Here is a 25,009-nt window from a genome sequence, read left to right as displayed (position 1 = left end):
TGGTTACATCCAGCATTTTTATAATCGAATTCGATTGCACTCCAGTTTAAATTACCAGAGTCCGGTCGAATATGAAGCTATGACGGCGTAAGCGAAAGTGGTGTCCACTTTTTCGGGGGAAGATCATTCGCAACGCTTGGCATTTTTGCTATGCGTTGCGTTTTGTGTTTATGGTGGTATGCGTCGGCTTTGGTATTGCGTTGCTCACACCTTAACAGGGCGTTATATTTTTTGAAGCGACAAATAAATGGAAGTTGTAGCGCATAGACCTTCTGCATGGCTTCTCTTGCAAGAAGGTTGTGATTACTACAAAACCCTTATGCAACGTCTTAGCCTTGCTTACTACGGTATCGCCGCTCTGGCCGCCCTACCGAGCCGTAGCTGACTTCGGCGAGTAGTTGCTGCTCAGCAACAAGATATTCCAGATAGCGCCGCGCGGTGGTGCGGCCTGCGCCGATGCGCTCGCCGACCTCCTCGGCGTTTAAACTCCCCGTTTCGGCTGCGAAAACCTGTTGTACTTTTTCTAGCGTGAGGGCATCGATCCCTTTAGGCAAGCGGTTAGATACCACCGGCGGTTCGCTGGTATGGCTGCGGGGTAGCAGGCGGTCTACTTCGCGCTGATCAAGGGCGCTTAGTGCGGTTAGCTTTTCAAGGTGCTGCTGATAGTTAAGCAGTGCTTCTTGGAGGCGTTCATACACCAAGGGTTTGAGGATGTAGTCGAAGATGCCGCTTTGCAGCGCGGCTTTTAGGGTTTTTACCTCTTTGGCTGCGGTAATCAAGATAACGTCGATATTGCGGCTTTGCGCACGTAGCTCGCGTAGTAACTCTAGGCCGGTGCCATCAGGAAACTGGATATCCAGCAGCAGTAACTCGGGCGCGAACACCTCGATCAGGTCGCGCGTCTCTTTTAACCCGTGAGCAATGCCCACCAGCTCAAAGCCTTCAACACGTTCTAAAAAGCGCTTTTGAATCTCCGCAATTTGCGGGTCATCTTCTGCAATCACAACCCGGATATTAGCCATCTCTGCTGCCCTCTGGTTTGCCGGGGGTTACTAGCTGTTTAGGTAGGTAAACCACAAAGCGTGCGCCCTGCGGCGAGGGCTCTAGCATTATGGTGCCGTTTAGGTCCTCTAAAATACCTTTTACGAGGTGCAGCCCGTAGCCGCGTCCGGTTTCGCCTTTGCTCGAAACACCCTTTTCAAAGATGCGTTCGTGTTCGGTCTCGGCAACGCCGCCACCTTGGTCCTCCACTTCAAAAACAAGGTCATTGCCAATATCGGTCATAGATAGGAACACTTGCCCGCCCTTGCCTTGATGCGCAAGCGTCGCCTCTAGCGCATTATCAAGTAAGTTACCGATAATAGTGACCAAGTCCTCTGCGGGGATGTTGGCGGGCCGCTCCGCCATGTGGCTTTCTGGATCGATCTCTAGGAGTAACCCCATCTCTTTGGCGCGGTTATATTTACCGAGTAAACAGCCCGATAGCACCGGATCGGGCACGGCGTTTAGCAGCAGTTTAATCAACGCTTGGTGGGCTTTTGTCTCTTGGCCAATCAGCGCGAGTGCCTCGTCTGTGGCGCCAATTTGGATCAGCCCCGCAATGGTGTGCAATTTGTTGGCGTATTCGTGGGATTGGCTGCGCAACGAATCAGCATACTGCTGTATCCGAGTCAGTTTCTTACTCACCTCAGCCAGTTCATCTTTGGGGCGAAAGCTTGACACCACACCGGTAATCTCGTCACCTTGGCGCAGCGGAATGCGGTTGGCGATGATGATGCGCTCGCCCCGGCGCACTTCACGGTCAAACTGCGGCTCGCCAGATTGCAATACATCGAGCATTGCGCTGTCTGGCAGCACCTCTTCAATTGGGCGGCCAACATGCGGCTGGGCTTCCGGTAAGCCGAGCGCCACCACCGCAGTGCGGTTAATCGTTGTGATATGGCCGGTTGCATTGATGGCGATGATCCCCTCCTTTACCGACTCAAGCGTTGCGCGCTGTTCGCTAAAGAGGCGTCCGATCTGCTCGGGCTCTAGCCCAAAGATCGCTTGTTTGAAGTGGTTCGCAAACCAGATGGCGATCATGGCACTCACACCAAACGAGAGCAGAATCACCACAATTAGCGTAACGCTGTAGCGGGTGATTGTTAGCGCCACCTGATCAAGGTGATAGCCCACCGATACAATGCCCAGCACCTGCTCGCCATATTCATCAAAAATGGGAGCTTTGCCACGCATCGACCACCCCATACTCCCTTGCGCTTTCGCCAAGTAGGTTTGGCCAAAACGCAGCGCGGGGGCGTTGTCGTCACCATCGTCATCGGCCATCGAGTAACCGATCATCTCAGCGCGTGGATGAGCTAAACGGACGCCATCACGATCACCAATCACAATAAAGCGTGCTTGGGTTTGCTCCGCCAGCGTCAAACTCAAAGGGACCAGATAGTCGGAATCACGCCGTTCTACGGCGCTGCGCACATTGGGCATGGCTGCGATTGTTTTGGCAACATCCAATGCCCGCTGGCCAATTTGCTCATCTAGTGAATGGTGCAGCGTTAAAACGGCCACCAGCCCTATGACACCCGTTTGCACAACGGTCATTATGCCGAGTACGAGGATCATACGAGTTTTGAGTTTTAGTGCTTGTAACTTACGCATGTGTGTCTTTTATTGTTGTTAATAACACGCCTTTCACGATCAGCATGGTAGCGCCTTGTTTACGTTAAATAGTAGCGAACCCAGACGGCCATTACCCGTGAACAATATGAACAAAACGCTCTTTATGGCCTTAAATCCCATTAAAACCACAATATTCCCACCATCCGCGCCCACTTCTAAGCTAGCCCCATAAAACAAAAACAAGAGGTGCTAACTATGTTTCTGAACAAGCTATCTAAAGGTCACTTTGCCGGTGCGGTGCTAGCGGCGGCAATTTCTAGCGTATCGTTATCAGCGCAAGCATTGGAGAGTGTTCACTTTCTGATTCCTGGTGGTGCTGGCGGTGGTTGGGACTCAACCGCCCGTGGTACCGGCGAGGCGCTATCTAAATCAGGCCTTGTGGAGACTATCTCGTACGAAAACATGTCAGGTGGCGGCGGTGGTAAAGCCATTGCCCACCTGATTGAAACCGCGAGCCAAAAGCAAGATACGCTGATGGTTAACTCTACGCCCATCGTGATCCGCTCGTTATCTAAGGTGTTTCCGCAGTCGTTTCGTGATCTCACGCCTGTTGCTGCCACCATTGGTGACTACGGCGCTTTCGTGGTGAAGAAAGACTCGCCCTATACCTCGTTTACCCAAGTGGTCGAAGATTACCGCAAGAACCCACGCGCCATTAAAATTGCCGGTGGTTCGGCACGCGGCAGCATGGACCACCTAGTTGCAGCAATGGCCTTTAAAGCCGCCGGCGGTGAGCCGCGCCAAGTTCGCTACGTGGCGTATGATGCCGGTGGCAAAGCGATGGCGGGGCTACTTTCTGGCGAAACCCAGCTCCTCTCAACGGGATTCAGTGAAGCGTTGGCACTGGCTGAGGCTGGCGAAGTGCGCATTCTGGTAATGACGGGAACCGAGCGCAATGAAGCGGCGCCCGATGTGCCGACGCTAAAAGAGCTCGGCTACGATACAAGCTTTGTTAACTGGCGTGGTTTTTTTGCAGCGCCAGGCCTTGCAGACAGCAAAAAAGCTGAGTTCATCGATACGCTCACCAAGATGTACGACACACCTGAGTGGGAAGCGGTGCGTGCCCGCAACGGCTGGACAGAGATCTTCAAACCCGATGCTGAGTTTGTCTCATTCCTAGAGGCACAGGAGCAAGAGGTGGGCGCTTTAATGAAGGAGCTTGGATTTCTGAAGTAGTGCTCACGCGGGCGTGATCTTATCTCGTAAGCCTATCTACACGCTCGCTTTCCAGGCTTTGTCGCTCTGTCGGGCAAAGCCTGCTTTTTGATTGTGCAGCGCGTTGCTGCTCGGAGCTTCCCTTATGACAATGACAAAAGACCATATAGGCGGGTTAATCTTTCTGCTGCTCTCCATCGCCTATGGCTACTACGCACGCCAAATCCCCCTGCTACCCGGTGATGAGTTCGAGCCGTTCCATGCCCAATCGCTACCCAATGCGCTGGCGATAATCGGTGCGGCGCTGGCCTTCGTGCTGTTGATTACCGCATCAAAACAACCGGATGACCGACTGCGGTTATCTGGCTACCACTTTTTGCTGGTCGCAAAGTTGCTGCTGCTGACTGTTGCTTTCGCACTGGCACTGAACTGGATCGGTTTTCTACTGGCCACGCTACTGTTTTTAATCGGCGGGTACTGGCTGCTGGGTGAGCGCCGTATCAAGGTGCTGCTGATTGCATCGGTCCCCTTTGCCGTGGCGATCTGGTTTATTTTGACGCAATTGCTCGATATCTATTTGGCACCCGGGCGCTTATTTGCTGGGTTAGGAGGCTAAACGATGTTAGACGGTCTTATGGCAGGCCTCACCACCGCGGTGATGCCCTTTAATCTGCTGATGGTCGTTGTTGGCTGTTTCGCGGGGACCTTTATCGGGATGTTACCGGGCCTTGGGCCGATCTCGGCAGTCGCACTGATGATCCCTGTAACTTACGGGTTAGATCCCTCTTCGGGCATTATTTTAATGGCCGGTGTCTATTACGGCGCCGTGTTTGGTGGCTCGACCTCCTCTATTCTGATCAACGCGCCGGGCTGTGCGAGTACGGTTGTCACCTCTTTTGATGGCTACCCTCTAGCACAACAAAACCAAGCGGGTAAGGCACTCGCGTTGGCGGCGTACTCTTCGTTCACTGGCGGTACCATTGGTGCCATCATCTTACTGTTTGCCGCACCTGCGCTGGCCACTGTCTCTTTGAGCTTCCAATCAAGTGACTACTTCGCGTTGATGATTTTAGGGCTCACCGCTGTCGCGGCTTTCTCTGGTAAGGGCCAAGTGATTAAAGCCCTCATCATGACAACATTCGGTTTGATGATCGCAACGGTGGGCACCGATGTGACATCTGGCACCACCCGCTTCACGTTTGGCAGCGTAGACCTTATTGATGGCATCAGCTTCTTGCTGCTGGCGATGGCAACCTTTGCGCTCACCGAAGTAATTATGACGGTGCTCAAAGGCCAACATGCGCAGGAGGAAGCGCAGATGGATATGAGCCAACTTGGCAGTATGAAGCTAAGCAAAACCGAAGTGCGAGAGGTGGCCCCTACTGTGGCACGCTCCTCTGTATTTGGGTTCTTAATCGGCGTGCTGCCGGGTGCGGGCGCCACCATCGCGTCATTCCTTGCCTATGGCTTTGAGCGCAACCTTGCCAGTGCGAAAGAGAAACTCAAGTTTGGTAAAGGCGCGCTGCGCGGTTTGGCTGCACCGGAATCTGCTAACAACGCGGCATCGACCGGTTCGTTCGTGCCGCTACTGACGTTGGGTATTCCGGGTTCTGGCACAACAGCGATCATGCTCGGTGCGCTGATCGCTTACGGTATTCAACCGGGGCCGCGTCTGTTCGTGGATAATCCCGATGTTTTCTGGTCGGTCATTATCTCTATGTACTTCGGCAACTTGGTATTGCTGATTCTCAATTTGCCGCTCATCCCTTACATTTCGCGCTTACTTGTGATTCCGCGCCCAATACTGATACCGCTGATCCTGTTCTTCTCCATCACTGGGGTTTATCTGGTCAGCTTTAACACCTTCGATATCCATATGATGGTGCTAATTACCGTGATCGCCATTGGGCTTAAACTACTCGAGTTCCCTATGGCCCCGATGCTACTGGGCTTTATTTTGGGTGGGTTGATGGAGAATAACCTTAGCCGTGCGCTAATGATCTCTGATGGCAGCTTCGCATTTTTGTGGGAGCGTCCGCTATCGGCCAGTATTGTAGCCATCGCATTGCTGGTACTTATTGTTCCGCCGCTGTTGGAGCATTGGAACCAGCGCAAAGGCCGATCGAAAGGCATTGAGTCAGCGGTTAATGAGGGAGAGGGTTAACTCTAAACCGAGCACGCCAATCGGCGTGCTCTTTTGGTAACAAACGCTACTTCTGTAAACGATTTGCAGCCATATTTAACGCATGTGCTTGGTTCTCTTCGATAACAGCATCACCGAACCACGCCAGTTTGTCTTGCAACGATACCACTTCACCCACAATCACCAGCGCCGGTGCTGGTAGTTGAGCCTCTTGCTGCTGTGCCACGATGGTTTCCAAGGTACCGGTCAGTACTTTTTGGTCTGGCGCAGTACCACGCGATACGATCGCAACAGGTGTTTGCAGCGGTTTCCCGTGGGAGGTCAAACCTTCAACAAGATCAGGCAACGTGTGCAGCCCCATGTAGAACACCACGGTTTGGTTGGGGTGCACCAGCTCGTCAAAATTAAGTGCTTCTTTACGGTTTTTTAGCTGGCCCGTTACAAACTTAACCGACTGGGCGAAGTTGCGGTGGGTAAGCGGAATACCCGCATAGGTAGAACACGCGCTAGCCGCGGTAATGCCGGGCACCACCTGAAACGGTATGCCGTGCGCTTTTAGCTCTTCTAGCTCTTCACCACCACGGCCAAAGATAAACGGGTCGCCCCCTTTTAGGCGCACAACACGTTTGCCGAGCTTGGCGTGTTCCACAAGCAAGGCATTGATGCCCTCTTGCGGTACAGCGTGGTCATCGCGCTTTTTACCTACATAGATCAGATCAGCATCGCGGCGGCACATCTCTAGTACCTCGGGTGATACCAAGCGATCATAAAAGACCACGTCAGCCTGCTGCATTAAGCGCAAGGCTTTGAAGGTGAGCAACTCTGGATCACCGGGACCTGCACCCACCAGATATACCTCACCAATCTGGTGCTCTGGGTCAGCCGCTTGGATGCTCTCGCGCAATAAGGCTTCGGCCTCTTCATCGCGACCGGAGAACACTTTCTCTGCAATCTGCCCCTCCAGTACCGACTCCCAAAAACGGCGGCGCTCGTTTACGGTCGCAAAGCGGGCTTTCACCTCGTTGCGAAAACGCCCCACCAACTGGCCTAGGCGGCTGTAACCCGATGGGATAAGCGTTTCTAAACGCGCGCGCAACATCCGCGCAAGCACGGGTGATTCACTACCCGAGGAGATGCCAATTACGATGGGCGAACGATCCACAATGGCCGGAAAGATAAAGGTACACAGCTTTGGCGTATCCACCACATTGACGGGTACATTGCGCTCCACCGCATCAAAATGGATACGTTCATGGAGGTCATTGTCGTTCGTTGCGGCCACCACTAGTACTTTGTCATCCACGAGCGCGCTGTGGTATTCCCCCACGATCACTTGATCTTCCTGATCTGTTGCCATGGCTCGCACTTCATCAGACACATGATGTGCAACAATTGTCACAAACACACCAGCACGCTTGAGTAAACGCAGCTTGCGCAAGGCGATATCGCCACCGCCAACAACCAGTGCATGTTTGCCTTTTAGATCAAAAAACAGAGGAAGATAATTCACGGACTCGGCCCCAGATGAATAGGAATAACGTTAAGTATAGCGATACCCGAGCGCAGAGACTATTTGATGCAGGCATCAGGAACTCAGGAAGAGAGGCACCCCGCAAAAGCAAACATAGCCTAAGCGGGGCAAGTCGCGGGTTATAGCTGGGTGTGAAGACCACACTCACGCGTTTCAACCGCTTTGGTTGGGTCGAAATAATCGTGTTCGTTTGGCAAGTTGTGCTCAGCAAGGTAAGCGTCAAGGTCGGCCTCTGTTAGGTTAAACAGTGGCGCTACTTTCAGGATGCCATCCTTACTTTGTGACACGATCTCTAATGATTGGCGGAACTCTGTTTGATCTTTACGGATCGCATTCAGCCAGACATCAGGCTTGATCTCGGCCAACGCACGCTGGAACGGCTCCAACTTCACTTGGCGCGTGAACTCTTCGTGCAGTGGATCATCGATATCCGGAATACCTTTCATCAACACGTTACGGCGCGCAGCGGTTTCACGTGGGATATAAACCTCAACATTAAGATTCAGATCTTGGATCACTTGCTCCGCAAAGCGGTACGTTGCTGATGTGTTATAGCCCGAGTCCACCCACAATACACGGATATCCGGTTTCGCCTGAACCGCCATGTGCAGAATCACTGACTCATACGGGCGAAAGTTTGTTGTCACTACCGGGTTCTCTGCCTGAGCGATTGCCCATGCAATGATCTCCTGTGGTGACTTATCAGCAACCGCGGCATTCGCAGCTGTTAGGTCGATACTCATTGAATAACTCTCCTTTGTGCTCAGCGGCGGAAGATAGGACGTGGATCTGCCACCGATCCCTGATAGTTAACGCTCATCTCGGTGAAGGCTGCCACATCTTCAGGTGTGAAGCGATCTTCAGGAAGCTCGTATGCGGTAAAGCCGCAGCTATCCATGTAACCCAAGCGATCTCGTGAAACATCGCCAACCGCGCGGATCTGACCTTTAAAGCCATCACGCGCAAGGTAACGTGCGATGCTAAATCCACGGCCATCACGCAGTACCGGAAAGTCGATAGCGATCACCGCAAAGCGCTGCTGTTGTTCGCGCAGGGCAACGATATCATCATCACCATTGACGCAAACACCCAGCGCTTCGCGAGCCGCCAATGCATCTTGGTTCGCTAGGAAATAGGTAAACGGGACGATCACTTTACCTTCGGGTAGCTCAGGGTTAGCCTCAAGCTGGTCCGCGTCAAGGCGTACCCATTCATCCGTAACGACGGTTTGATTAATGAGCAGCGGCATAGACTCTCTCCTTAAATGGTTCGATACCTAAACGTTGGTAGGCATCGGCAAAACTTTCTTCTTCTTGGCGTTGTTCGAGATAAACGGCAAGGATCTTCTCGAGTGTGTCTGCTACTTGATCAGCAGCAACGGCCTTACCTAAGATTTTACCCAAACGGGCGTCCTCTTTAGATGAGCCACCCAAGGTGATCTGGTACCAGTCTTCACCTTTCTTATCGACACCTAGAATGCCGATATCACCCACATGGTGGTGGCCACAGGCGTTGATACAGCCAGACATGTTCAGGTTAATTTTGCCCAGATCATAGAGGTAGTCGAGATCATCAAACTTCTCGTTGATCTGATCGGCAATGTTCAGTGTTTTCGCGTTCGCCAGTGCACAGAAATCGAATCCTGGGCAGCAGATCATATCCGTTAGTGTGCCCACGTTAGCACGGGCGAGGTCGGCACTGTCTGCAACCTGCCAAAGCGCGTAAAGATCGGACTTTTTCACATCGGCCAACACGAGGTTCTGATCGTGTGTCGAACGAATTTCACCAAAGCTGTAGCGATCAGCAAGGTCTGCGACCAAGTCCATCTGCGCATCGGTGATATCACCCGGCGCTTTGAGATAAGGCTTCAGCGATAGCACCACGATACGATAGCCCGCTTGCTTGTGCTCGACGGTGTTACGCTCGTACCAAGCTGCAAACGATTTATCAGCGGCGAGCTTCTCATCCAGCGTGGTGTCATTCGCGGCATCTGCATCGTAATCGAAGGGCTTAAAGAAGGATTTCGAGCGTTCGATCTCGGCCTCAGTCAGCGTTAGCTCACCATCACGTGAGAACGCCCACTCCTCTTCCACCAAGCGCGAGAACTCCTCCACACCCAGTGCATTCACGAGAATCTTAATACGTGCTTTGTACTTGTTGTCACGGCGGCCATTCATGTTGTAAACACGTAGGATGGCATCCAAGTAAGACAGCAGGTGCTGTTTAGGCAGGAAGGATTTCACCACTTTACCCACCACTGGTGTACGGCCAAGGCCACCACCCACCAACACTTCAAAGCCGATTTCACCCGCTTCGTTTTTGACCAAGTGCAGACCGATGTCGTGCACCTGCGATGCAGCACGGTCTTCCGGGCCACCCGTTACCGCGATCTTGAACTTACGCGGCAGGTAAGCAAACTCAGGGTGCATCGTCGACCATTGGCGGATAATTTCACAGTACGGACGTGGGTCTTCAAGCTCGTTCGCAGAGACACCAGAGTACGGGTCCGTTGTGGTGTTACGAATACAGTTACCCGATGTTTGGATAGCGTGCATCTGTACTTCGGCAAGCTCTGCCAGAATATCTGGAACCTCTTCAAGCTTAGGCCAGTTGTACTGGATATTGGTACGCGTCGTGATGTGGCCATAGCCTCTATCATAGGTACGCGCGATATGAGCCAATTTACGCAACTGAAGCGAAGACATTAGTCCATATGGAATCGCAACTCGCAGCATGGGTGCTTGGCGTTGTATATAAAGGCCGTTCATCAATCGCAGCGCCAGGAACTCATCCTCTGGTAGCTCGCCTGCCAGAAAACGGCGCGTTTGATCGCGGTACTGTTCGACCCGCTCATCAACCAACTTCTGGTCTACTTCGTTATACTGATACATGAATGATTCACCCATTTTGGCAGCAAGCTGCCGTTTTCTGATTCCTGAAATTCAACGTTTTTAGTTATTAGCTGGCGAGGACAAAGCGTAGTCCAATCGCCAGTAGCACCGACCCCATAATGGGCTGCATCACCTGAGGTGATAGTCGTGCGCCTAGATGGCTGCCAAGGAATACCCCCGGCAACGATCCCAACAGCAGGAACGCCAATAGCTCCATATCGACATTACCCATCGTATAGTGCCCCGCTCCAGCCACACCGGTCAGTACCACAGCGTGTACGAGGTCGGTACCAACAATGTTCTGCATGCTCATGCGTGGATACAGAGTAATCAGCAGCGCCGTACCCAGTGCCCCCGCACCCACTGATGACAACGTCACCAGACCGCCTAAAACCAATCCGGCAGTCACCGTGATCATCGGGCGAGCGCGACGAAACACCTGCACCCAAGGCCGATCTTCCACTCGTAATGCCAAGTCACGAATGCGGTTACGCGCAAACACGGCGATTGAGGTTAAGATCAGCGAGATACCCAGCGTCAGGTTCATTAGCGTCTCGATGCTGGATAGCTCTTCTAAACTCTTTAAATACTCAAGCGTAAGCAAACTGCCAGGAATGCTGCCGGCCAACAGCAGCAACACAACGCGCCACTGCACCAGCTGCTTGCGCGCATAGGCAAAAACACCGCCTGCTTTCGTAAGTGCCGCATATAGAAGGTCGGTACTTACCGCCACCACAGGCGGGATACCAAAAATCACGATCAAGATAGGTGTCATTAATGCGCCGCCACCAATACCGGTCAGGCCGACGATGAAGCCCACTACTAACCCTGCAAAACTGTAGGCCAGTTCCATATATGCGTTACCTATCTAATGCCACACTAACGAAGTGGGCATAATACCGACGCATCAATATAACCCAAAATAATAAATTTCTATTTTGTTATTCTATTTTTGAATTAAAAGACTGGATCACCATATATAACAAAAGGAAATATAAAGATGAATATTTATTACTTTTGAAATATAAAACGCTCTGCAATAATGCGTCGAAAATTACGGGAGCCCTGTCTACAGGCCCTAACAACACACGAGAAACCGAGCAGGCTGAAGCTGATGACATCAATACCAGAGCGCCGTCTTACCCATTTAAAGCAATTGGAAGCTGAGAGCATCCAAATCATTCGCGAAGTTGCAGCCGAGTTTGACAACCCGGTTATGCTGTACTCCATCGGTAAAGACTCTGCGGTGATGCTGCACCTTGCTCGCAAAGCATTCTTTCCTGGTAACCCACCGTTTCCGCTGATGCACGTTGATACCACGTGGAAGTTCAAGGAGATGATCCAGTTCCGCGACAAAATGGCGAAAGAAGCAGGCATGGACCTGATCGTGCATATTAATGAAGAAGGTGTAGAGATGGGCGTTGGCCCCTTCACTCATGGCTCATCAAAGCACACTGACATCATGAAGACCCAAGCACTCAAACAAGCACTGGATAAGTACAAGTTTGATGCCGCATTTGGCGGTGCACGCCGTGATGAAGAGAAGTCCCGTGCGAAAGAGCGGGTGTTCTCGTTCCGCGATCAGTTCCACCGTTGGGATCCAAAGAACCAACGCCCTGAGCTGTGGAACATCTTTAATACGCGCGTTGATCAAGGCGAAAGCATCCGTGTATTCCCGCTATCTAACTGGACTGAGCTAGATATCTGGCAATACATCTACCTAGAGAGCATCCCGATTGTTCCACTGTACTTCGCCGCTGAGCGCCCCGTCGTTAACCGCGATGGCATGATGATCATGGTGGATGATGAGCGTTTGCCGCTGCAACCGGGCGAAGAGCCAGAGCTGCGCAAAGTACGTTTCCGTACACTGGGCTGCTACCCGCTAACCGGTGCGGTTGATTCAGAGGCGGATACGCTGCAAGAGATTATTCAAGAGATGCTGCTCACCACAACATCAGAACGTCAGGGCCGCGCAATCGACCACGATTCGGCAGGTTCTATGGAGAAGAAAAAGATGGAAGGTTACTTCTAACCGCCCTTTTTCATCACACGCTAAACCACCGAATTCGACAAGAAGAGTGTTAACATGAGCCACCAATCTGACCTAATCGCAACAGATATCGAAGCGTATCTGCAGCAACACGAAAACAAAGAGCTACTGCGCTTCCTAACGTGCGGTAGCGTAGACGACGGCAAATCCACATTGATCGGCCGCCTTTTGCACGACTCAAAAATGATCTATGAAGATCAACTCGCCGCCATCAAAAACGACAATGCGCGGGTAGGTAACGCGGGTGATGCGCTTGACCTCGCGCTACTCGTAGATGGTCTGCAAGCAGAACGCGAGCAAGGCATCACCATTGATGTAGCCTACCGCTACTTCTCAACGGCGAAGCGCAAATTCATCATCGCAGACACACCAGGGCACGAACAGTACACGCGCAACATGGCAACAGGCGCATCCACATGTGACCTTGCGATCATCCTGATCGATGCCCGCCACGGTGTGCAGATTCAGACCAAACGCCACAGCTTTATTGTGTCTCAACTGGGTATTAAGCACACGATCGTTGCGATCAACAAAATGGACCTTGTTGAGTTCAGCGAAGCACGTTACGAAGAGATCAAAGCCGAATACTTGGCGTTCGCAGCGCAGCTCGATCTGCCTGATGTGAAGTTTGTGCCGCTGTCAGCACTGAACGGCGATAACGTGGTTAACAGCTCTGACAATATGCCTTGGTACCAAGGCGAACCGCTGATGGAAACGCTCGAAAACGTCGAGATCGCCAACGACTACAACTTCGATACGCTGCGCTTTCCGGTGCAGTACGTTAACCGTCCTAACCTCGATTTCCGTGGCTACTGCGGCACGCTGACATCGGGTGTAGTAAGACCGGGTGATGAGGTTACCGTGCTGCCTTCGGGCAAGTCTTCACGCGTTAAGTCGATCGTGACATTTGATGGCGAGCTAGAAGAAGCATACCCGCCCATGTCTGTGACACTCACGCTAGAGGATGAGATCGATATCTCCCGCGGCGACGTGATCGTGCACAGCCATGCCGTGCCAGAGCCAACAAACCGCTTTGACGCGACGCTCGTTTGGATGTCAGAAGATGCGTTAGTGCCCGGCAAAAACTACGAGATCAAACTGCTAACAGGGCGTGTGGCGGGATCCATTACCGCGATTCGCCACCAGATCGACGTCAATACACTGGAACGCTCTGATGCCGCATCACTGGCCCTAAACGAGATTGGTGTCTGTGAGTTAACCTTAGAGCGCTCGATTTTATCGGATAGCTACAAAGCGTTTCGTGGTACTGGCTCATTCATCGTGGTTGATCGCCTGACCAACGGCACCGTCGCTGCAGGTATGATTATCGGAGCGCAAGCCGCTCAAGAGATCACGCTAGAGGACACGCCAGCGGTTAGCACAACAGCGAAAGCCCGCCGTTTTGGCCAACAAGCGACAACGTTGCAGCTATCGGGCAGCCAGCAAGCACTTGCGATCGCCTACACGCTAGAAAAAGCGCTGTTCGAGCAAGGCCGCGCTGTTGCAACACTGGTGAACGACGCTCCGGTACCTGCCGCCGTTGCAGCAGAGCTACTGAAGAGCCAAGGCTTAATCGTTATCAGCACTGTTAACCTGCCGCAGGCGGATATCACAATCGAACTGAACGATACCGAAGACAGTATCGTACAAGTACGCGATGTGTTAGCCGAGCTAAAGGATAAGAATCTGATATAATGCCGCGTCTCGTAAGAGCGTTGGTGCTGCCAACGCTCTTATTGAGTTAGGTCAAGCCTTTAACATCCATTCTGAACAGAATGTAATATAAAATCAGACACTTCTAATATTAAGGTTTATCACAGGCGTTTTCAGCGTTAGATTGAGATCATGACAGACTTCCTACTCATTCTTGTCAGTACCGTTTTAGTGAACAACTTCGTTCTCGTGCAGTTTCTTGGACTGTGCCCGTTTATGGGTGTGTCGAATAAGCTTGAAACCGCGATGGGCATGTCGTTGGCAACCACGTTCGTTCTGACGCTGTCGTCTGTTTGTAGCTACTTGGTGTACACCTATTTATTGGCACCGTTTGAGCTTGGCTACTTAAAAACGATCTCCTTCATTCTTGTGATCGCCGTGGTGGTACAGTTCACCGAGATGGTGGTGCATAAAACCAGCCCCCTACTCTATAAAGTGCTAGGTATCTTCCTGCCGCTGATCACAACGAACTGTGCAGTGCTCGGTGTTGCGCTGCTAAATATCAAGAAGCAGAACAGCTTTATTGAATCGATCTTTTACGGCTTTGGTGCGGCTGTGGGTTTCTCTCTTGCACTTATTCTTTTCTCTGCCATTCGCGAACGTGTTGCAGTTGCGGATGTACCTACACCGTTTCGTGGCGCGGCCATTGGTATGGTGACCGCCGGCCTGATGTCCCTAGCCTTTATGGGCTTTACCGGCTTAGTTAAGTTCTAAGCAGGAGCTATTGATGAGTACTGTTGTTATCGCAATTTGCGTATTGCTCGGATTAGCTGCGGTATTTGGCATAATCCTCGGCTACGCAGCTGTTAAATTTAAAGTCGAAGGCAACCCGATTGTTGACCAGATCGACGGACTACTGCCGCAAACTCAGTGCGGCCAATGCGGATATCCGGGCTGTCGCCCCTATGCTGAAGCCATTGCTAACGGCGATGCCATCAACAAGTGCCCTCCGGGTGGCCAAAGCACCGTCGAGGCATTAGCCGACCTGCTTGATGTTGAAGCCGTGCCCCTTGATGCCGTTGAAGAAACCGTTAAAAAAGTCGCCTACATTCGCGAAGATGAATGTATCGGTTGTACTAAGTGTATCCAAGCCTGCCCAGTAGACGCTATTTTAGGAGCGGCAAAGCAGATGCACACCGTGATCACCGCTGAATGCACCGGCTGTGACCTTTGCGTTGAACCTTGCCCTGTAGACTGTATTGATATGCTGCCACTAGAAACCACGCTAAATAACTGGAAATGGGATGCTCCACGCCCAGGTATTGAGCTCATCGCAACCGACGCAGGCCGCGGCACTGAACAGCGGGGAGCAGCATAATGGGTAAAGTGTTTGCGTTTCATGGTGGCATCCATCCACCAGAAAACAAGAAGCAGTCCACACGCACACCTATTGCAATCGCGCCTATTCCAGAGGTGCTGACTGTCCCGATTCAGCAGCACATTGGCATACCCGCTAAAGTGTTGGTCAATGTGGGAGATCAGGTGCTTAAGGGGCAGATGATTGCTGCCGCCGAAGGCCGCATCAGCGCTTCTGTCCACGCCCCAACATCAGGGAAAGTCGTCGATATCAGCATGCAGCCGGTTCCTCATGCGTCAGGGCTGTCGGCCCAGTGCGTCGTGATTGAAACCGATGACCAAGAGCAGTGGAGTGATACCCAAGGTCTTGCTGACTACACCGCTCTTTCCAAGCCTGAGCTGATCGACTTCATTCGCGATAAAGGGATTGCTGGCATGGGGGGCGCAGGCTTCCCAACAGATGTAAAACTGCATCTAGGCGATGACCATATCGTCAACACATTGATCATCAATGCGGCGGAGTGTGAGCCTTACATCACTGCCGATGATATGCTGATGCGCGAACGCGCAGATCGCATCGTGCGCGGGATTGAAGTGATCCACCACCTGCTCAAACCACACCATGTTGTAATCGGGATTGAAGATAATAAAGCGCACGCCATCCGTGTGCTTGAAGAGCAACTTAAAGGCCATCCGCTTAACATCGATATTGTTGTGGTGCCCACAAAGTATCCTTCGGGCGGCGAAAAGCAGCTGATTAAGCTGCTCACGGGTGTCGAGGTACCCAGCGGAGGAATCCCTGCTGACGTGGGTATCGTCTGCCAAAACGTCGGTACCGCTGCGGCGATCAGTGATGCAGTATTTGATGGTAAACCACTCATCTCACGTATTGTCACGATCACCGGCGATGCAGCACGCAAACCGCAGAACTTCGAGGCTCTAATCGGCACTCCGTTTGATACGCTACTGGAGGCGGCCGACGTTGATCGCAACGCGCTTAGCCGCTTGGTCTGTGGTGGTCCGATGATGGGATTCACCATCAACGATGGCTCCATCCCTGTTATTAAAACATCGAACTGCGTTATTGCCGCAACCGCTGATGAGATGCCACCCGCACCGCCAGCGCAAGCATGTATACGTTGTGGTATGTGTGAACAAGTCTGTCCAGCAGAGTTGCTGCCACAACAGTTACACTGGTTTGCAAAAAGCCGTGAGCTGGATAAAGCCAAGCACCACAACCTGTTCGACTGCATCGAGTGTGGCGCTTGTGCTTATGTCTGCCCAAGCAGCATCCCGCTTGTTCAGTACTACCGGTTTGCAAAAAGCGAAATCCGTAACGAAGAAGCCGAACAGCGTAAAGCTGAGCTGGCTAAGCAGCGTTTTGAAGCACGCCTCGCGCGTCAAGAGCAAGAGAAGCTCGAGAAAGAAGCACGCCGCAAAGCCCGTGCCGCAGACGCCGCAAAAGCACAAGCGCAGAAAGCGGCTGCACCTGTCAGCCAACCGGCATCATCTGAAGATGAGCTCAAAAAACTTAAAACTGCCGCAGCGGTCGCACGCACCAAACTGAAAAAAGCGCAAACCGCACTCGATAAAGCGAAAGCAGATGGTGGCGACGATATCGCCCAGCTGGACCTGCAATTTCAGCAGGCCCAACAAGCCTCTGACAAAGCAGCTGCAGCATTGGCCAGCGCAGAAGCAGGCCAAACTGACGCGGTAAAACCGGCCGTTGATACCAAGCAGTTAAAAACCGCCGCTGCGGTTGCGCGTACCAAACTCAAGAAAGCGGAAAAAGCCCTTGCTAGCGCCGAGGAGAAAGGCCAAGACGACCTTGATGCACTGCGAGCAACGGTGAAAGAGCTAACTCAAAAAGCAGACGCAGCGCAGCAAGCACTCGAGCAAGCAGACAGCGGCACAAGCGCCCCAGCCGTACCTGATACCAAACAGCTGAAGACCGCTGCAGCCGTTGCACGCACGAAGCTTAAAAAGGCGCAAAGCGCCCTCGCTCTTGCCCAAGAGCAAGGTGCAGACAACGCAGATGAGCTGGCGAAAACAGTCGCGGAGCTAGAGGCAAAAGCCGCCACTGCACAAGCAGCATTTGATGCAGCCGAGTCTGGCTCGTCTAGTGCACAGCCACAGGACAAAACAGCTGATCTGCAAGCCGATGTCGATAAAGCCAAACAGACGTTAGAGAAAGCACAAAAAGCACTAACTGCTGCACAGGCCAGCGGTAGCCCGGCCGTTGATAAGATGCGCGCAGGCGTCGAGAAGCTTGAGAAGAAATATCAAGACGCGGTTACAGCGCTGCAAGCGGTAAAAGGCAGCACAGAGAAACCCGCTGCCGAGCCAGAGCTCGACTTAAAAGCGCTTAAGCAAACGGTGTCGATTATGCGCACCAAGCTAAAGAAAGCAGAGAAAGCGTTGGCAGAAGCACCTGACGATGCCGCACTGGCGGATGAAGTCGCCCGCTTAACGCAGAGCCACGACGAAGCCAAGCAAGCGTTTGAAGCCGGTGAGGCCAAACAGATCGAACAGGCTGCAGCGCAAGGCGTTGACCTGAAGCAGCTTAAGATTGACGCTGCCATGGCACGTGCAGCGGTTACCAAAATTGAACGCGCTATCAAGAAAGCAAGCGAACAAGACAGTGACTTGCGTGAGTTGGAAACAGAGCTTGTCGGTGCGCAACAGCATGCCGATAAACTCAACACCACGCTAAGTCAATTTGAGTAGGACAACGTTAACTAATGTCGCTAATTAGAATTACATCACCCCACGTCCATAAGCCAGCGAGTACCGCTGATGTAATGCGCTTAGTGCTGCTTGCAACGATACCTGGCGTTATCGCGATGACGTTCTTCTTCGGTTGGGGCACCTTGATCAATATCGCATGGGCAAGTTTACTCGCTCTCACTTTTGAAGCGGTTTGCGTTAAAACCCGCGCCCGCCCAGTTAGCTTTTACCTCAAGGATAACAGCGCGCTTGTCACCGCGTTCTTAATTGCACTGGCGCTTCCCCCATTTGCCCCGTGGTGGCTGACGGCAGTGGCAGTGTTTGTTGCCATTGTGATTGCAAAGCACCTGTACGGCGGCATGGGCCAAAACCCCTTCAACCCTGCCATGGTCGCTTATGCACTCGTCCTGATTTCGTTCCCTGTAGAGATGACCCGCTGGACAGCACCTTTCGTGATGCTGGGCGAAGGCTGGAACGTAGCTGGATTCAACGATACTTTACAGCTGATTTTTGGCGGCTGGAGTAACACAGCAGATGCATTCACTGCCGCAACACCATTGGATGAAATGCGCCACCGCGGCGGCTTAACCACCGAAGAGGCGTGGCGCGCTTCCGCTGTATTAGCTAACGTCGGTGCTTGGCATGCCGTCAGTGCAGCGTATTTTATGGGCGGCATCTTCTTGCTCTACAAGAAAATTTTCACATGGCACGCACCCGCGGCGTTTCTCGGCTCACTCGCTGTTATTTCGACGCTATTTTATCTCGTTGCGCCAGACAGTTATCCAGATCCGTTCTTCCATTTAACGGTTGGCGGCACCATGCTAGGGGCGTTTTTTATCATCACTGACCCCGTCTCTTCGGCAACCAGCAACCGCGGAAAAATTGTATTTGGTATCGGCATTGGTGTGCTTGTATTTACGATTCGCAGCTGGGGTAACTACCCGGACGCTATCGCGTTTTCAGTGCTTTTGCTTAACCTTGCAGCACCCTTTATCGACCAATATACGCAGCCTCGAACCTACGGACATAAACAAGCAAAACGTGGCGCTAAGGAGAAGACCTCGTGAATTTAGTCTCCTCATTACGTGAAAACACGCTCGGTATTTCGATCTTTGCTATCGTGACAGCAGGCTTGATTGCAATCACACAAGTCGCCACCAAAGAGACCATTGCAGAGAATCAACGTGAGCAGGAAGCGCGGGCGCTTTACGAAATTGTGCCCAACCAAACCATCGATAACGACTTGCTCGACCACGCAATCTCTATTACGGCGCCGACGCTCGGCTATTCAGAAGGCACTGCCTACCAAGCGATCAAAGATGGCAAAGTTACAACCGTGATTCTTCCTGTTATTGCAGCCGATGGTTACAGTGGCGACATTCACCTCATCGTTGGCGTTAACGCTGATAGCTCTGTTGCTGGCGTTCGCGTATTAGCCCATAAAGAGACACCGGGGCTAGGTGACAAAATCGACCTGAAAAAGTCCGACTGGATTTTAAGTTTTAACGGCAAATCGATGGATGCGGCTAACGCCCCCCGCTGGGCCGTAAAAAAAGATGGGGGTGAGTTTGATCAGTTCACCGGCGCTACGATCACACCGCGCGCAGTCGTCAATGCCACAGCCGCAGCCATCCGTTATTTCAATGCACAGCGCACGTTATTGTTAACGCCCACAGTAAAGAGCACCTCATCATGAGTATCGATTATCGAAAAATTAGCTTGGATGGACTCTGGCACAACAACCCTGCACTCGTCCAACTGCTTGGCTTATGTCCACTATTGGCGGTAACAGCGTCTGTGGTGAACTCATTGAGTTTAGGGATCGCCAGTATCTTGGTGCTGGTTGGCTCTAACCTTACCGTATCTTTGTTTCGCCAATTCGTGCCAGAAGCGGTGCGTTTGCCTGTATTCGTGATGATCATCGCCTCATTTGTTACGTGCATTGAGCTGCTGATGCAGGCACTCACCTACGAGCTGTATTTAATACTGGGGATCTTTATTCCACTCATCGTAACGAACTGCGTAATCATGGGCCGCGCAGACGCATTTGCATCCAAGAACCCCGTCAAAGCCTCTGTGGTGGATGGTCTCATGATGGGGCTAGGCTTTACGGCTGTTTTAGTGGTTCTTGGTGCGATGCGTGAGGCACTGGGCGCGGGAACACTTTTTGCCGATATGCAGCTACTTTTTGGTCCAATCGCCGAGAACTGGAAAATCACCCTCGTTGATGACTACAAAGGCTTCCTTTTTGCCATTCTCCCACCCGGCGCGTTCGTTGGTATGGGCTTATTGATCGCCCTAAAGAATGTGATCGATAACCGGTTAAAAGAGCAAGCACTTAAAAATACCCAAGAAGAGGCGCCATCTAGCCGTCGCGTACGCGTCACTGGAAACATTAGCTAGTATGAAAATAGTCGCGATAGCCCGCGACTATTTGAGAAAAAACAAATAGTTGTTTGTTTTTTGCTTCATAAGTAGTTTAATTACGTGAATAGTTAAGGCGATTATGGAGTAAGTTTTTGGGCGCCCCGATCCCCGTTGTAATTTGCGACGACTCCTCTCTAGCGCGCAAGCAAATGGCACGCAGTTTGGAAAACTGGAACGTATCTATTACCTTTGCTGAGCATGGTCTTGAAGCTATCGAGGCGATCAAAGAAGGTAAAGGCGACCTGCTCTTTCTCGACCTTAACATGCCCATCATGGATGGTTACCAAGTTCTAGAACGAATCCGCCGTGACGATCTCCAATCGCTTGTCTTAGTGGTCTCCGGCGATATCCAACCTGACGCTCATACTAGAGTAAGCAACCTAGGCGCACTCGACTTCATCAAAAAACCGATCAATGCAGAGCTACTCAGCGATGTTCTGCATCAGTACGGGTTACTGCATGAACTCGCGCCCGGTGAAAAATCCAACATTCAGCATCTCGATGTTGCTGTTGACCTGAAGAGCTACTACCAAGAGATCTCAAACGTTGCCATGGGGCGCGCAGGTGACCGTCTAGCACGGCTTTTGAAAGCGTTTGTGCACCTTCCCATACCACGCGTTAACATCATTAGTATCGAAGAGCTCGATATGGCGCTACGCGAGCACATTGGCCGCGAGCAAAGCGCCACCGTTACCCAAGGTTTTAGTGGCCCAGGTATTGCTGGTGAAGCTCTCCTGATGTTTACTAACTCCAGTATTCAAGACATGGCGCGCTTGCTGCGCTACGATGGAGAGATTAATGAAAGCGGCGAGCGTGAGGTCTTAATTGACCTTGCTAATGTATTGAGCGGCGCATTTCTCAACAGCTTAGCTATCCAATTAGATGTCTCGTTAAATCCGAGTGCCCCGGTCATTCTGGGCTTGCAAGGTGAGGCTCCTAACATTAGTAGTAGCAAGCACCGTTGGGAAAAAACGCTCTCAATCGAAATCAGTTATCGCATCACCGAGCACAATATTAACTGCGACCTGCTTATCCTCTTTACTGAAGATTCGCTGGACGAACTCAATGAACGAGCTAGCTTTTTCGAATGAACGCTAACAGCCCCAGGCACGAGATAGACGAGCTACACCTCCAGCTCGGGTTATTACAAACCCTAGATGTTGGCCTGATCGTGCTTAACAAGGACTACCAGATCCACCTTTGGAACTCCTTCATGGAGAACCACTCAGGTTTACTGCATTCGAAACTCTTCAAGCGCAATATCTTTGAAGCATTTCCAGAACTCCCTAGTCAATGGCTCAGGCACAAAATCGATTCGGTTTTCTTGCTCAAGAACCGCTCGTTCATCACTTGGGAACAGCGCCCTTACCTGTTTAAATTTAAGCCCCACCGTCCGATTACCGGTGAAGCCCCCTTTATGTACCAAAATGCCACCTTGATACCGCTAAAGTCACCGGGCGGAGAGGTGGATAATGTTGGCATCATCATCTATGACGTTACGGATGCAGCGATCGGTAAAATCGGGCTGGAGGAAGCCAACACCCAGCTCCAGCACCTTAGCCAAACCGACCAGCTAACATCGCTATATAACCGCGGCTTCTGGGAAGCCCGGCTACGCCATGAATTTGATCGTTTCTCACGTACCCAAGCGCCTTCATCACTCTTAATGATGGATATTGATCACTTTAAAAAGATCAATGACAACTTCGGCCACCCCGCCGGAGATGAGGTGTTACGCCAAATGGCTGCCATTTTGAAAGATGTGACACGCACGACTGATATCGTTGGGCGCTATGGTGGTGAAGAGTTTGGAATCTTGCTCATCGATAGTAACGCAAAACAATCGCTGCGCGTAACGGAACGTCTTCGTGACCGCATTAGCCGCCTTGTGGTTAAGCACCTGAATGATGAAATCCGCTTCACCATCAGCATGGGGCTAACTGAAATCAGTAATAGCTTCCAGACTCACGAACAGTGGATACAGCTCGCTGATCAGGCGCTGTACCAGTCTAAGTCTAATGGGCGAGATCGATTGACTATTCTCGGCACGGAAGATTAACTATCCCCCTCTTTTGCAGCTAAAAACCTGACCTCTACCTCATGAACAAAGAGAAGCGCACCGAGATCTTTACTCGCTGGCGGAACGACAATCCGCACCCAACCACCGAGCTTGAATACAACTCTCCGTTTGAGCTTTTGATCGCTGTGATTCTATCTGCACAAGCCACAGACGTTGGTGTGAATAAGGCAACCCGCAAACTATATCCGGTCGCCAACACCCCTGAAGCGATCTACGCGCTAGGGCTGGAAAAGCTAAAGAGCTATGTGAAAACGATCGGCCTATATAATGCGAAGGCAGAGAACATCATCAAAACCTGTAAAATTTTGATTGATGAACATAATTCACAAGTGCCCGATAACCGCGAAGCACTAGAAGCACTGCCTGGCGTTGGTCGTAAGACGGCAAATGTGGTGCTTAATACCGCGTTCGGTCAGCCAGCCATGGCGGTTGACACGCATATTTTTAGAGTTTCGAACCGCACGCGTATCGCAGCGGGCAAGAATGTACTCGAGGTCGAGAAGCGATTAATGCGCCTCGTCCCTAAAGAGTTTTTGCTAGATGCTCACCATTGGCTCATCCTCCATGGGCGCTACACTTGCACCGCGAGAAAACCAAAATGTGGCAGCTGTTTAATAGAAGATCTATGTGAATACAAAGAGAAAACTGAGCTGTAGCACCTTATCCACAAATTCTGTGGATAAAATCATGGATAACTTTTTTATAACCGCTTACAGCCCAATAAATACGCGATCTGCTAACAATCTGAACAAAAAACAAACACCGCTACAACGCATTGAAAATAAAGAAATATTCTTATTGACAGCAGAAAATTTTCGGAATTTATCAGCGATTAGATAGAGAATAAGTGCAAGCAGGCAAGGATGTGGATTAAAAACGGGCAGCAACCGCTACCCGTTAATACTAGGAGCTTTCTGGCAGCTCTATTTCGATATGCGTTTTGGGAACACAGCAGCAGGTAAGCACCTCGTCATCCTGAAGATCAAGCAAGCTTTCCTGCACATACTCCACCTCACCTTCAAGCAGCCGCACTTTACAGCAGCCACAATAACCACCGCGGCAGTTATAAGGTGCAGGAATCTCCTGCACCTCAAGCGCATCCAGCAAGGTCGGCTCATACTGGTAGTAGAATGTGTGAAAGTGATTAACCTTAATCCGTGGTATCGACATAGCACTCTCGCTTACAGATCGAAGTCGTCAAAGTCGCCATCTTGAACTTCGTTGTCGATCTGACCAACAAGGTAAGAGCTAATTTCAGACTCTTGTGGTGCCACCTGTACATTGTCACTGACCAGCCAAGCGTTCATCCAAGGGAGCGGATTCTGGCGCGATGGGAACATCTCTTCAAAGCCCAACGCCTTCATTCGTACGTTGGTAATATATTCAACATAATCGCTCAAAATCTTTGCATTTAGACCAATCATGGAGCCATCTTGGAATAGGTAGCTCGCCCACTCCTTCTCTTGCTGAGCAGCTTCAGCAAAGATGGCGATAGCCTCCTGACGACACTCCACCGCAATCTGCTTAAAGTCTGGATCATCAGCACCCGATGCTAAGATATTGAGCATGTGCTGCGTACCCGTGAGATGCAAAGCCTCATCACGCGCAATGAGCTTGATGACCTTAGCGTTACCCTCCATCACCGCGCGCTCAGCAAACGCGAACGAGCATGCGAAACTCACGTAAAAACGGATCGCCTCCAACACGTTTACAGACACCAGCGTCAAGTAGAGCTTCTTCTTCAAGTTCCACAGTGAGGCATCATAACGTTTACCATCAAACGTATGTACCCCCGCACCATGGGTTGTGTAGATAGAGGTCAGCTCTATCAACTCATCGTAGAGGCGCGTTACCGATTCTGCACGTTTAATAATTTCATCATTCGTCACGATCGTATCGAACACTTCAGACGGCTCGGTGATGATATTACGGATAATGTGCGTATAAGAGCGGCTATGAATGGTTTCACTAAACGCCCATGTCTCGAACCAGGTCTCCAACTCGGGCAACGACACGATTGGCAAAAACGCAACGTTAGGCGAGCGCCCTTGCACAGAGTCGAGTAGCGTTTGATATTTAAGATTGCTGAGAAAGATATGCTGCTCATGTGGCGGCATATTCATGAAGTCTTTGCGGTCAGTAGATAGATCCACCTCTTCTGGACGCCAGAAGAATGACAACTGCTTCTCAATCAGCTTCTCGAAAATTGGATATTTCTGTTTGTCATAGCGCGCAACATTCACACCACGGCCAAAGAACATTGGTTCCAGCGTTGCATCATGAGAGGTAGGATTAAAAGTCGAGTAAGACATATTCGTTT

24 protein-coding genes are annotated in these 25,009 nt (G+C 51.4%); 15 read left to right on the top strand and 9 right to left on the bottom strand.

Annotation, left to right across the window (positions count from 1 at the left end; genetic code table 11):
- Positions 1 to 91, top strand: a 91-nt coding sequence (locus EOE65_RS16360; protein ID WP_164847143.1) for an IS3 family transposase, incomplete at its 5' end; no start/stop codon positions are given.
- A gap of 238 nt (positions 92 to 329) precedes the next feature.
- On the opposite strand, the gene EOE65_RS16350 is transcribed toward EOE65_RS16360, so the two are convergent.
- Positions 330 to 1,022 (bottom strand): response regulator, encoded by a 693-nt coding sequence (locus EOE65_RS16350; protein ID WP_127695719.1) that lies wholly within the window; start codon positions 1,020 to 1,022, stop codon positions 330 to 332.
- A complete protein-coding gene (locus EOE65_RS16345) occupies positions 1,015 to 2,655 on the bottom strand; it encodes an ATP-binding protein (RefSeq protein ID WP_127695717.1) in 1,641 nt (546 codons plus the stop codon). Before EOE65_RS16345 ends, EOE65_RS16350 begins: the two co-directional genes overlap by 8 nt.
- Positions 2,656 to 2,871: 216 nt before the next feature.
- Here EOE65_RS16345 and EOE65_RS16340 point away from each other — a divergent pair, with 216 nt between their 5' ends.
- The 3 genes from EOE65_RS16340 to EOE65_RS16330 all read left to right on the top strand — a co-directional run bounded on the left by EOE65_RS16340 (position 2,872) and on the right by EOE65_RS16330 (position 5,995).
- A complete protein-coding gene (locus tag EOE65_RS16340) occupies positions 2,872 to 3,852 on the top strand; it encodes a tripartite tricarboxylate transporter substrate binding protein (protein ID WP_127695715.1) in 981 nt (326 codons plus the stop codon).
- 124 nt (positions 3,853 to 3,976) lie between these two features.
- Positions 3,977 to 4,447 carry a tripartite tricarboxylate transporter TctB family protein gene (locus tag EOE65_RS16335; RefSeq protein WP_127695713.1) on the top strand — a complete coding sequence of 157 codons (471 nt, stop codon included), beginning with the start codon at positions 3,977 to 3,979 and terminating at the stop codon, positions 4,445 to 4,447.
- 3 nt (positions 4,448 to 4,450) lie between these two features.
- The gene (locus tag EOE65_RS16330; protein ID WP_127695711.1) at positions 4,451 to 5,995 is read left to right on the top strand and encodes a tripartite tricarboxylate transporter permease; all 1,545 of its coding nucleotides are present in this window, start codon (positions 4,451 to 4,453) and stop codon (positions 5,993 to 5,995) included.
- Between the two features lie 46 nt (positions 5,996 to 6,041).
- Here the strand turns inward: EOE65_RS16330 and cysG are convergent, their stop codons facing one another.
- From cysG to EOE65_RS16305, 5 genes are all read right to left on the bottom strand, one after another.
- A complete protein-coding gene (gene cysG, locus EOE65_RS16325; protein WP_127695709.1) occupies positions 6,042 to 7,484 on the bottom strand; it encodes a siroheme synthase CysG in 1,443 nt (480 codons plus the stop codon).
- A gap of 140 nt (positions 7,485 to 7,624) precedes the next feature.
- Positions 7,625 to 8,248, bottom strand: coding sequence for a phosphoadenosine phosphosulfate reductase domain-containing protein (locus tag EOE65_RS16320; protein WP_127695707.1), 624 nt, complete (start codon positions 8,246 to 8,248; stop codon positions 7,625 to 7,627).
- Between the two features lie 20 nt (positions 8,249 to 8,268).
- The gene (locus EOE65_RS16315; RefSeq protein WP_127695705.1) at positions 8,269 to 8,754 is read right to left on the bottom strand and encodes a DUF934 domain-containing protein; all 486 of its coding nucleotides are present in this window, start codon (positions 8,752 to 8,754) and stop codon (positions 8,269 to 8,271) included.
- Positions 8,738 to 10,396, bottom strand: coding sequence for a nitrite/sulfite reductase (locus tag EOE65_RS16310; RefSeq protein WP_127695703.1), 1,659 nt, complete (start codon positions 10,394 to 10,396; stop codon positions 8,738 to 8,740). The genes EOE65_RS16315 and EOE65_RS16310 overlap by 17 nt, the downstream gene beginning before the upstream one ends.
- A gap of 67 nt (positions 10,397 to 10,463) precedes the next feature.
- Positions 10,464 to 11,249 (bottom strand): sulfite exporter TauE/SafE family protein, encoded by a 786-nt coding sequence (locus EOE65_RS16305; protein ID WP_127695701.1) that lies wholly within the window; start codon positions 11,247 to 11,249, stop codon positions 10,464 to 10,466.
- 261 nt (positions 11,250 to 11,510) lie between these two features.
- Between EOE65_RS16305 and cysD the strand changes: the two genes are divergently transcribed.
- The 11 genes from cysD (at position 11,511) to nth (ending at position 23,345) form a co-directional block, all read left to right on the top strand.
- Positions 11,511 to 12,428, top strand: a complete 918-nt coding sequence (gene cysD / locus EOE65_RS16300) for a sulfate adenylyltransferase subunit CysD (RefSeq protein WP_127695699.1) — start codon at positions 11,511 to 11,513, stop codon at positions 12,426 to 12,428.
- 54 nt (positions 12,429 to 12,482) lie between these two features.
- Complete coding sequence (gene cysN, locus EOE65_RS16295) at positions 12,483 to 14,141, top strand: sulfate adenylyltransferase subunit CysN (protein ID WP_127695697.1); 1,659 nt, start codon at positions 12,483 to 12,485, stop codon at positions 14,139 to 14,141.
- Positions 14,142 to 14,291: 150 nt separating this feature from the next.
- Positions 14,292 to 14,873: an electron transport complex subunit RsxA gene (gene rsxA / locus EOE65_RS16290; protein ID WP_127695695.1), complete on the top strand. Its 582-nt coding sequence runs from the start codon at positions 14,292 to 14,294 to the stop codon at positions 14,871 to 14,873.
- A gap of 13 nt (positions 14,874 to 14,886) precedes the next feature.
- On the top strand, positions 14,887 to 15,477 hold the full coding sequence (gene rsxB, locus EOE65_RS16285; RefSeq protein ID WP_127695693.1) for an electron transport complex subunit RsxB: 591 nt from the start codon (positions 14,887 to 14,889) through the stop codon (positions 15,475 to 15,477).
- Positions 15,477 to 18,182: an electron transport complex subunit RsxC gene (gene rsxC, locus EOE65_RS16280; RefSeq protein ID WP_127695691.1), complete on the top strand. Its 2,706-nt coding sequence runs from the start codon at positions 15,477 to 15,479 to the stop codon at positions 18,180 to 18,182. The genes rsxB and rsxC overlap by 1 nt, the downstream gene beginning before the upstream one ends.
- A gap of 14 nt (positions 18,183 to 18,196) precedes the next feature.
- Complete coding sequence (locus EOE65_RS16275) at positions 18,197 to 19,249, top strand: RnfABCDGE type electron transport complex subunit D (protein WP_127695689.1); 1,053 nt, start codon at positions 18,197 to 18,199, stop codon at positions 19,247 to 19,249.
- Positions 19,246 to 19,878: an electron transport complex subunit RsxG gene (gene rsxG, locus EOE65_RS16270; RefSeq protein ID WP_127695687.1), complete on the top strand. Its 633-nt coding sequence runs from the start codon at positions 19,246 to 19,248 to the stop codon at positions 19,876 to 19,878. Before EOE65_RS16275 ends, rsxG begins: the two co-directional genes overlap by 4 nt.
- Positions 19,875 to 20,585, top strand: coding sequence for an electron transport complex subunit E (locus EOE65_RS16265; protein WP_127695685.1), 711 nt, complete (start codon positions 19,875 to 19,877; stop codon positions 20,583 to 20,585). The genes rsxG and EOE65_RS16265 overlap by 4 nt, the downstream gene beginning before the upstream one ends.
- Before the next feature lie 116 nt (positions 20,586 to 20,701).
- Positions 20,702 to 21,700: a response regulator gene (locus tag EOE65_RS16260; protein ID WP_276317532.1), complete on the top strand. Its 999-nt coding sequence runs from the start codon at positions 20,702 to 20,704 to the stop codon at positions 21,698 to 21,700.
- Positions 21,697 to 22,668: a sensor domain-containing diguanylate cyclase gene (locus tag EOE65_RS16255; RefSeq protein WP_127695681.1), complete on the top strand. Its 972-nt coding sequence runs from the start codon at positions 21,697 to 21,699 to the stop codon at positions 22,666 to 22,668. Before EOE65_RS16260 ends, EOE65_RS16255 begins: the two co-directional genes overlap by 4 nt.
- 41 nt (positions 22,669 to 22,709) lie before the next feature.
- Positions 22,710 to 23,345 carry an endonuclease III gene (nth, locus tag EOE65_RS16250; protein ID WP_127695679.1) on the top strand — a complete coding sequence of 212 codons (636 nt, stop codon included), beginning with the start codon at positions 22,710 to 22,712 and terminating at the stop codon, positions 23,343 to 23,345.
- Positions 23,346 to 23,592: 247 nt separating this feature from the next.
- Here nth and yfaE read toward each other — a convergent pair whose 3' ends face one another.
- Together yfaE and nrdB are read right to left on the bottom strand one after the other, a co-directional pair.
- Positions 23,593 to 23,859 carry a class I ribonucleotide reductase maintenance protein YfaE gene (yfaE, locus tag EOE65_RS16245; RefSeq protein ID WP_127695677.1) on the bottom strand — a complete coding sequence of 89 codons (267 nt, stop codon included), beginning with the start codon at positions 23,857 to 23,859 and terminating at the stop codon, positions 23,593 to 23,595.
- A gap of 11 nt (positions 23,860 to 23,870) precedes the next feature.
- On the bottom strand, positions 23,871 to 25,001 hold the full coding sequence (nrdB, locus tag EOE65_RS16240) for a class Ia ribonucleoside-diphosphate reductase subunit beta (RefSeq protein WP_127695675.1): 1,131 nt from the start codon (positions 24,999 to 25,001) through the stop codon (positions 23,871 to 23,873).
- Positions 25,002 to 25,009 lie beyond the last annotated feature (8 nt).

The sequence above is a fragment of the Neptunomonas marina genome (genome assembly GCF_004005935.1).
In the GTDB taxonomy this organism is placed as follows: domain Bacteria; phylum Pseudomonadota; class Gammaproteobacteria; order Pseudomonadales; family Balneatricaceae; genus Neptunomonas; species Neptunomonas marina.
The sequence above is the reverse complement of the archived record's forward strand: the minus strand, read 5'-3'. Positions and strand labels throughout refer to the sequence as shown.

Coding starts and splice junctions, on each gene's coding strand:
- EOE65_RS16350 (WP_127695719.1), bottom strand. CDS start 1,022: ATGGCTAATATCCGGGTTGTGATTGCAGAAGATGACCCGCAAATTGCG.
- EOE65_RS16345 (WP_127695717.1), bottom strand. CDS start 2,655: ATGCGTAAGTTACAAGCACTAAAACTCAAAACTCGTATGATCCTCGTA.
- EOE65_RS16340 (WP_127695715.1), top strand. CDS start 2,872: ATGTTTCTGAACAAGCTATCTAAAGGTCACTTTGCCGGTGCGGTGCTA.
- EOE65_RS16335 (WP_127695713.1), top strand. CDS start 3,977: ATGACAATGACAAAAGACCATATAGGCGGGTTAATCTTTCTGCTGCTC.
- EOE65_RS16330 (WP_127695711.1), top strand. CDS start 4,451: ATGTTAGACGGTCTTATGGCAGGCCTCACCACCGCGGTGATGCCCTTT.
- EOE65_RS16320 (WP_127695707.1), bottom strand. CDS start 8,248: ATGAGTATCGACCTAACAGCTGCGAATGCCGCGGTTGCTGATAAGTCA.
- EOE65_RS16315 (WP_127695705.1), bottom strand. CDS start 8,754: ATGCCGCTGCTCATTAATCAAACCGTCGTTACGGATGAATGGGTACGC.
- EOE65_RS16310 (WP_127695703.1), bottom strand. CDS start 10,396: ATGTATCAGTATAACGAAGTAGACCAGAAGTTGGTTGATGAGCGGGTC.
- EOE65_RS16305 (WP_127695701.1), bottom strand. CDS start 11,249: ATGGAACTGGCCTACAGTTTTGCAGGGTTAGTAGTGGGCTTCATCGTC.
- cysD (WP_127695699.1), top strand. CDS start 11,511: ATGACATCAATACCAGAGCGCCGTCTTACCCATTTAAAGCAATTGGAA.
- cysN (WP_127695697.1), top strand. CDS start 12,483: ATGAGCCACCAATCTGACCTAATCGCAACAGATATCGAAGCGTATCTG.
- rsxA (WP_127695695.1), top strand. CDS start 14,292: ATGACAGACTTCCTACTCATTCTTGTCAGTACCGTTTTAGTGAACAAC.
- rsxB (WP_127695693.1), top strand. CDS start 14,887: ATGAGTACTGTTGTTATCGCAATTTGCGTATTGCTCGGATTAGCTGCG.
- rsxC (WP_127695691.1), top strand. CDS start 15,477: ATGGGTAAAGTGTTTGCGTTTCATGGTGGCATCCATCCACCAGAAAAC.
- EOE65_RS16275 (WP_127695689.1), top strand. CDS start 18,197: ATGTCGCTAATTAGAATTACATCACCCCACGTCCATAAGCCAGCGAGT.
- EOE65_RS16265 (WP_127695685.1), top strand. CDS start 19,875: ATGAGTATCGATTATCGAAAAATTAGCTTGGATGGACTCTGGCACAAC.
- EOE65_RS16255 (WP_127695681.1), top strand. CDS start 21,697: ATGAACGCTAACAGCCCCAGGCACGAGATAGACGAGCTACACCTCCAG.
- nth (WP_127695679.1), top strand. CDS start 22,710: ATGAACAAAGAGAAGCGCACCGAGATCTTTACTCGCTGGCGGAACGAC.
- yfaE (WP_127695677.1), bottom strand. CDS start 23,859: ATGTCGATACCACGGATTAAGGTTAATCACTTTCACACATTCTACTAC.
- nrdB (WP_127695675.1), bottom strand. CDS start 25,001: ATGTCTTACTCGACTTTTAATCCTACCTCTCATGATGCAACGCTGGAA.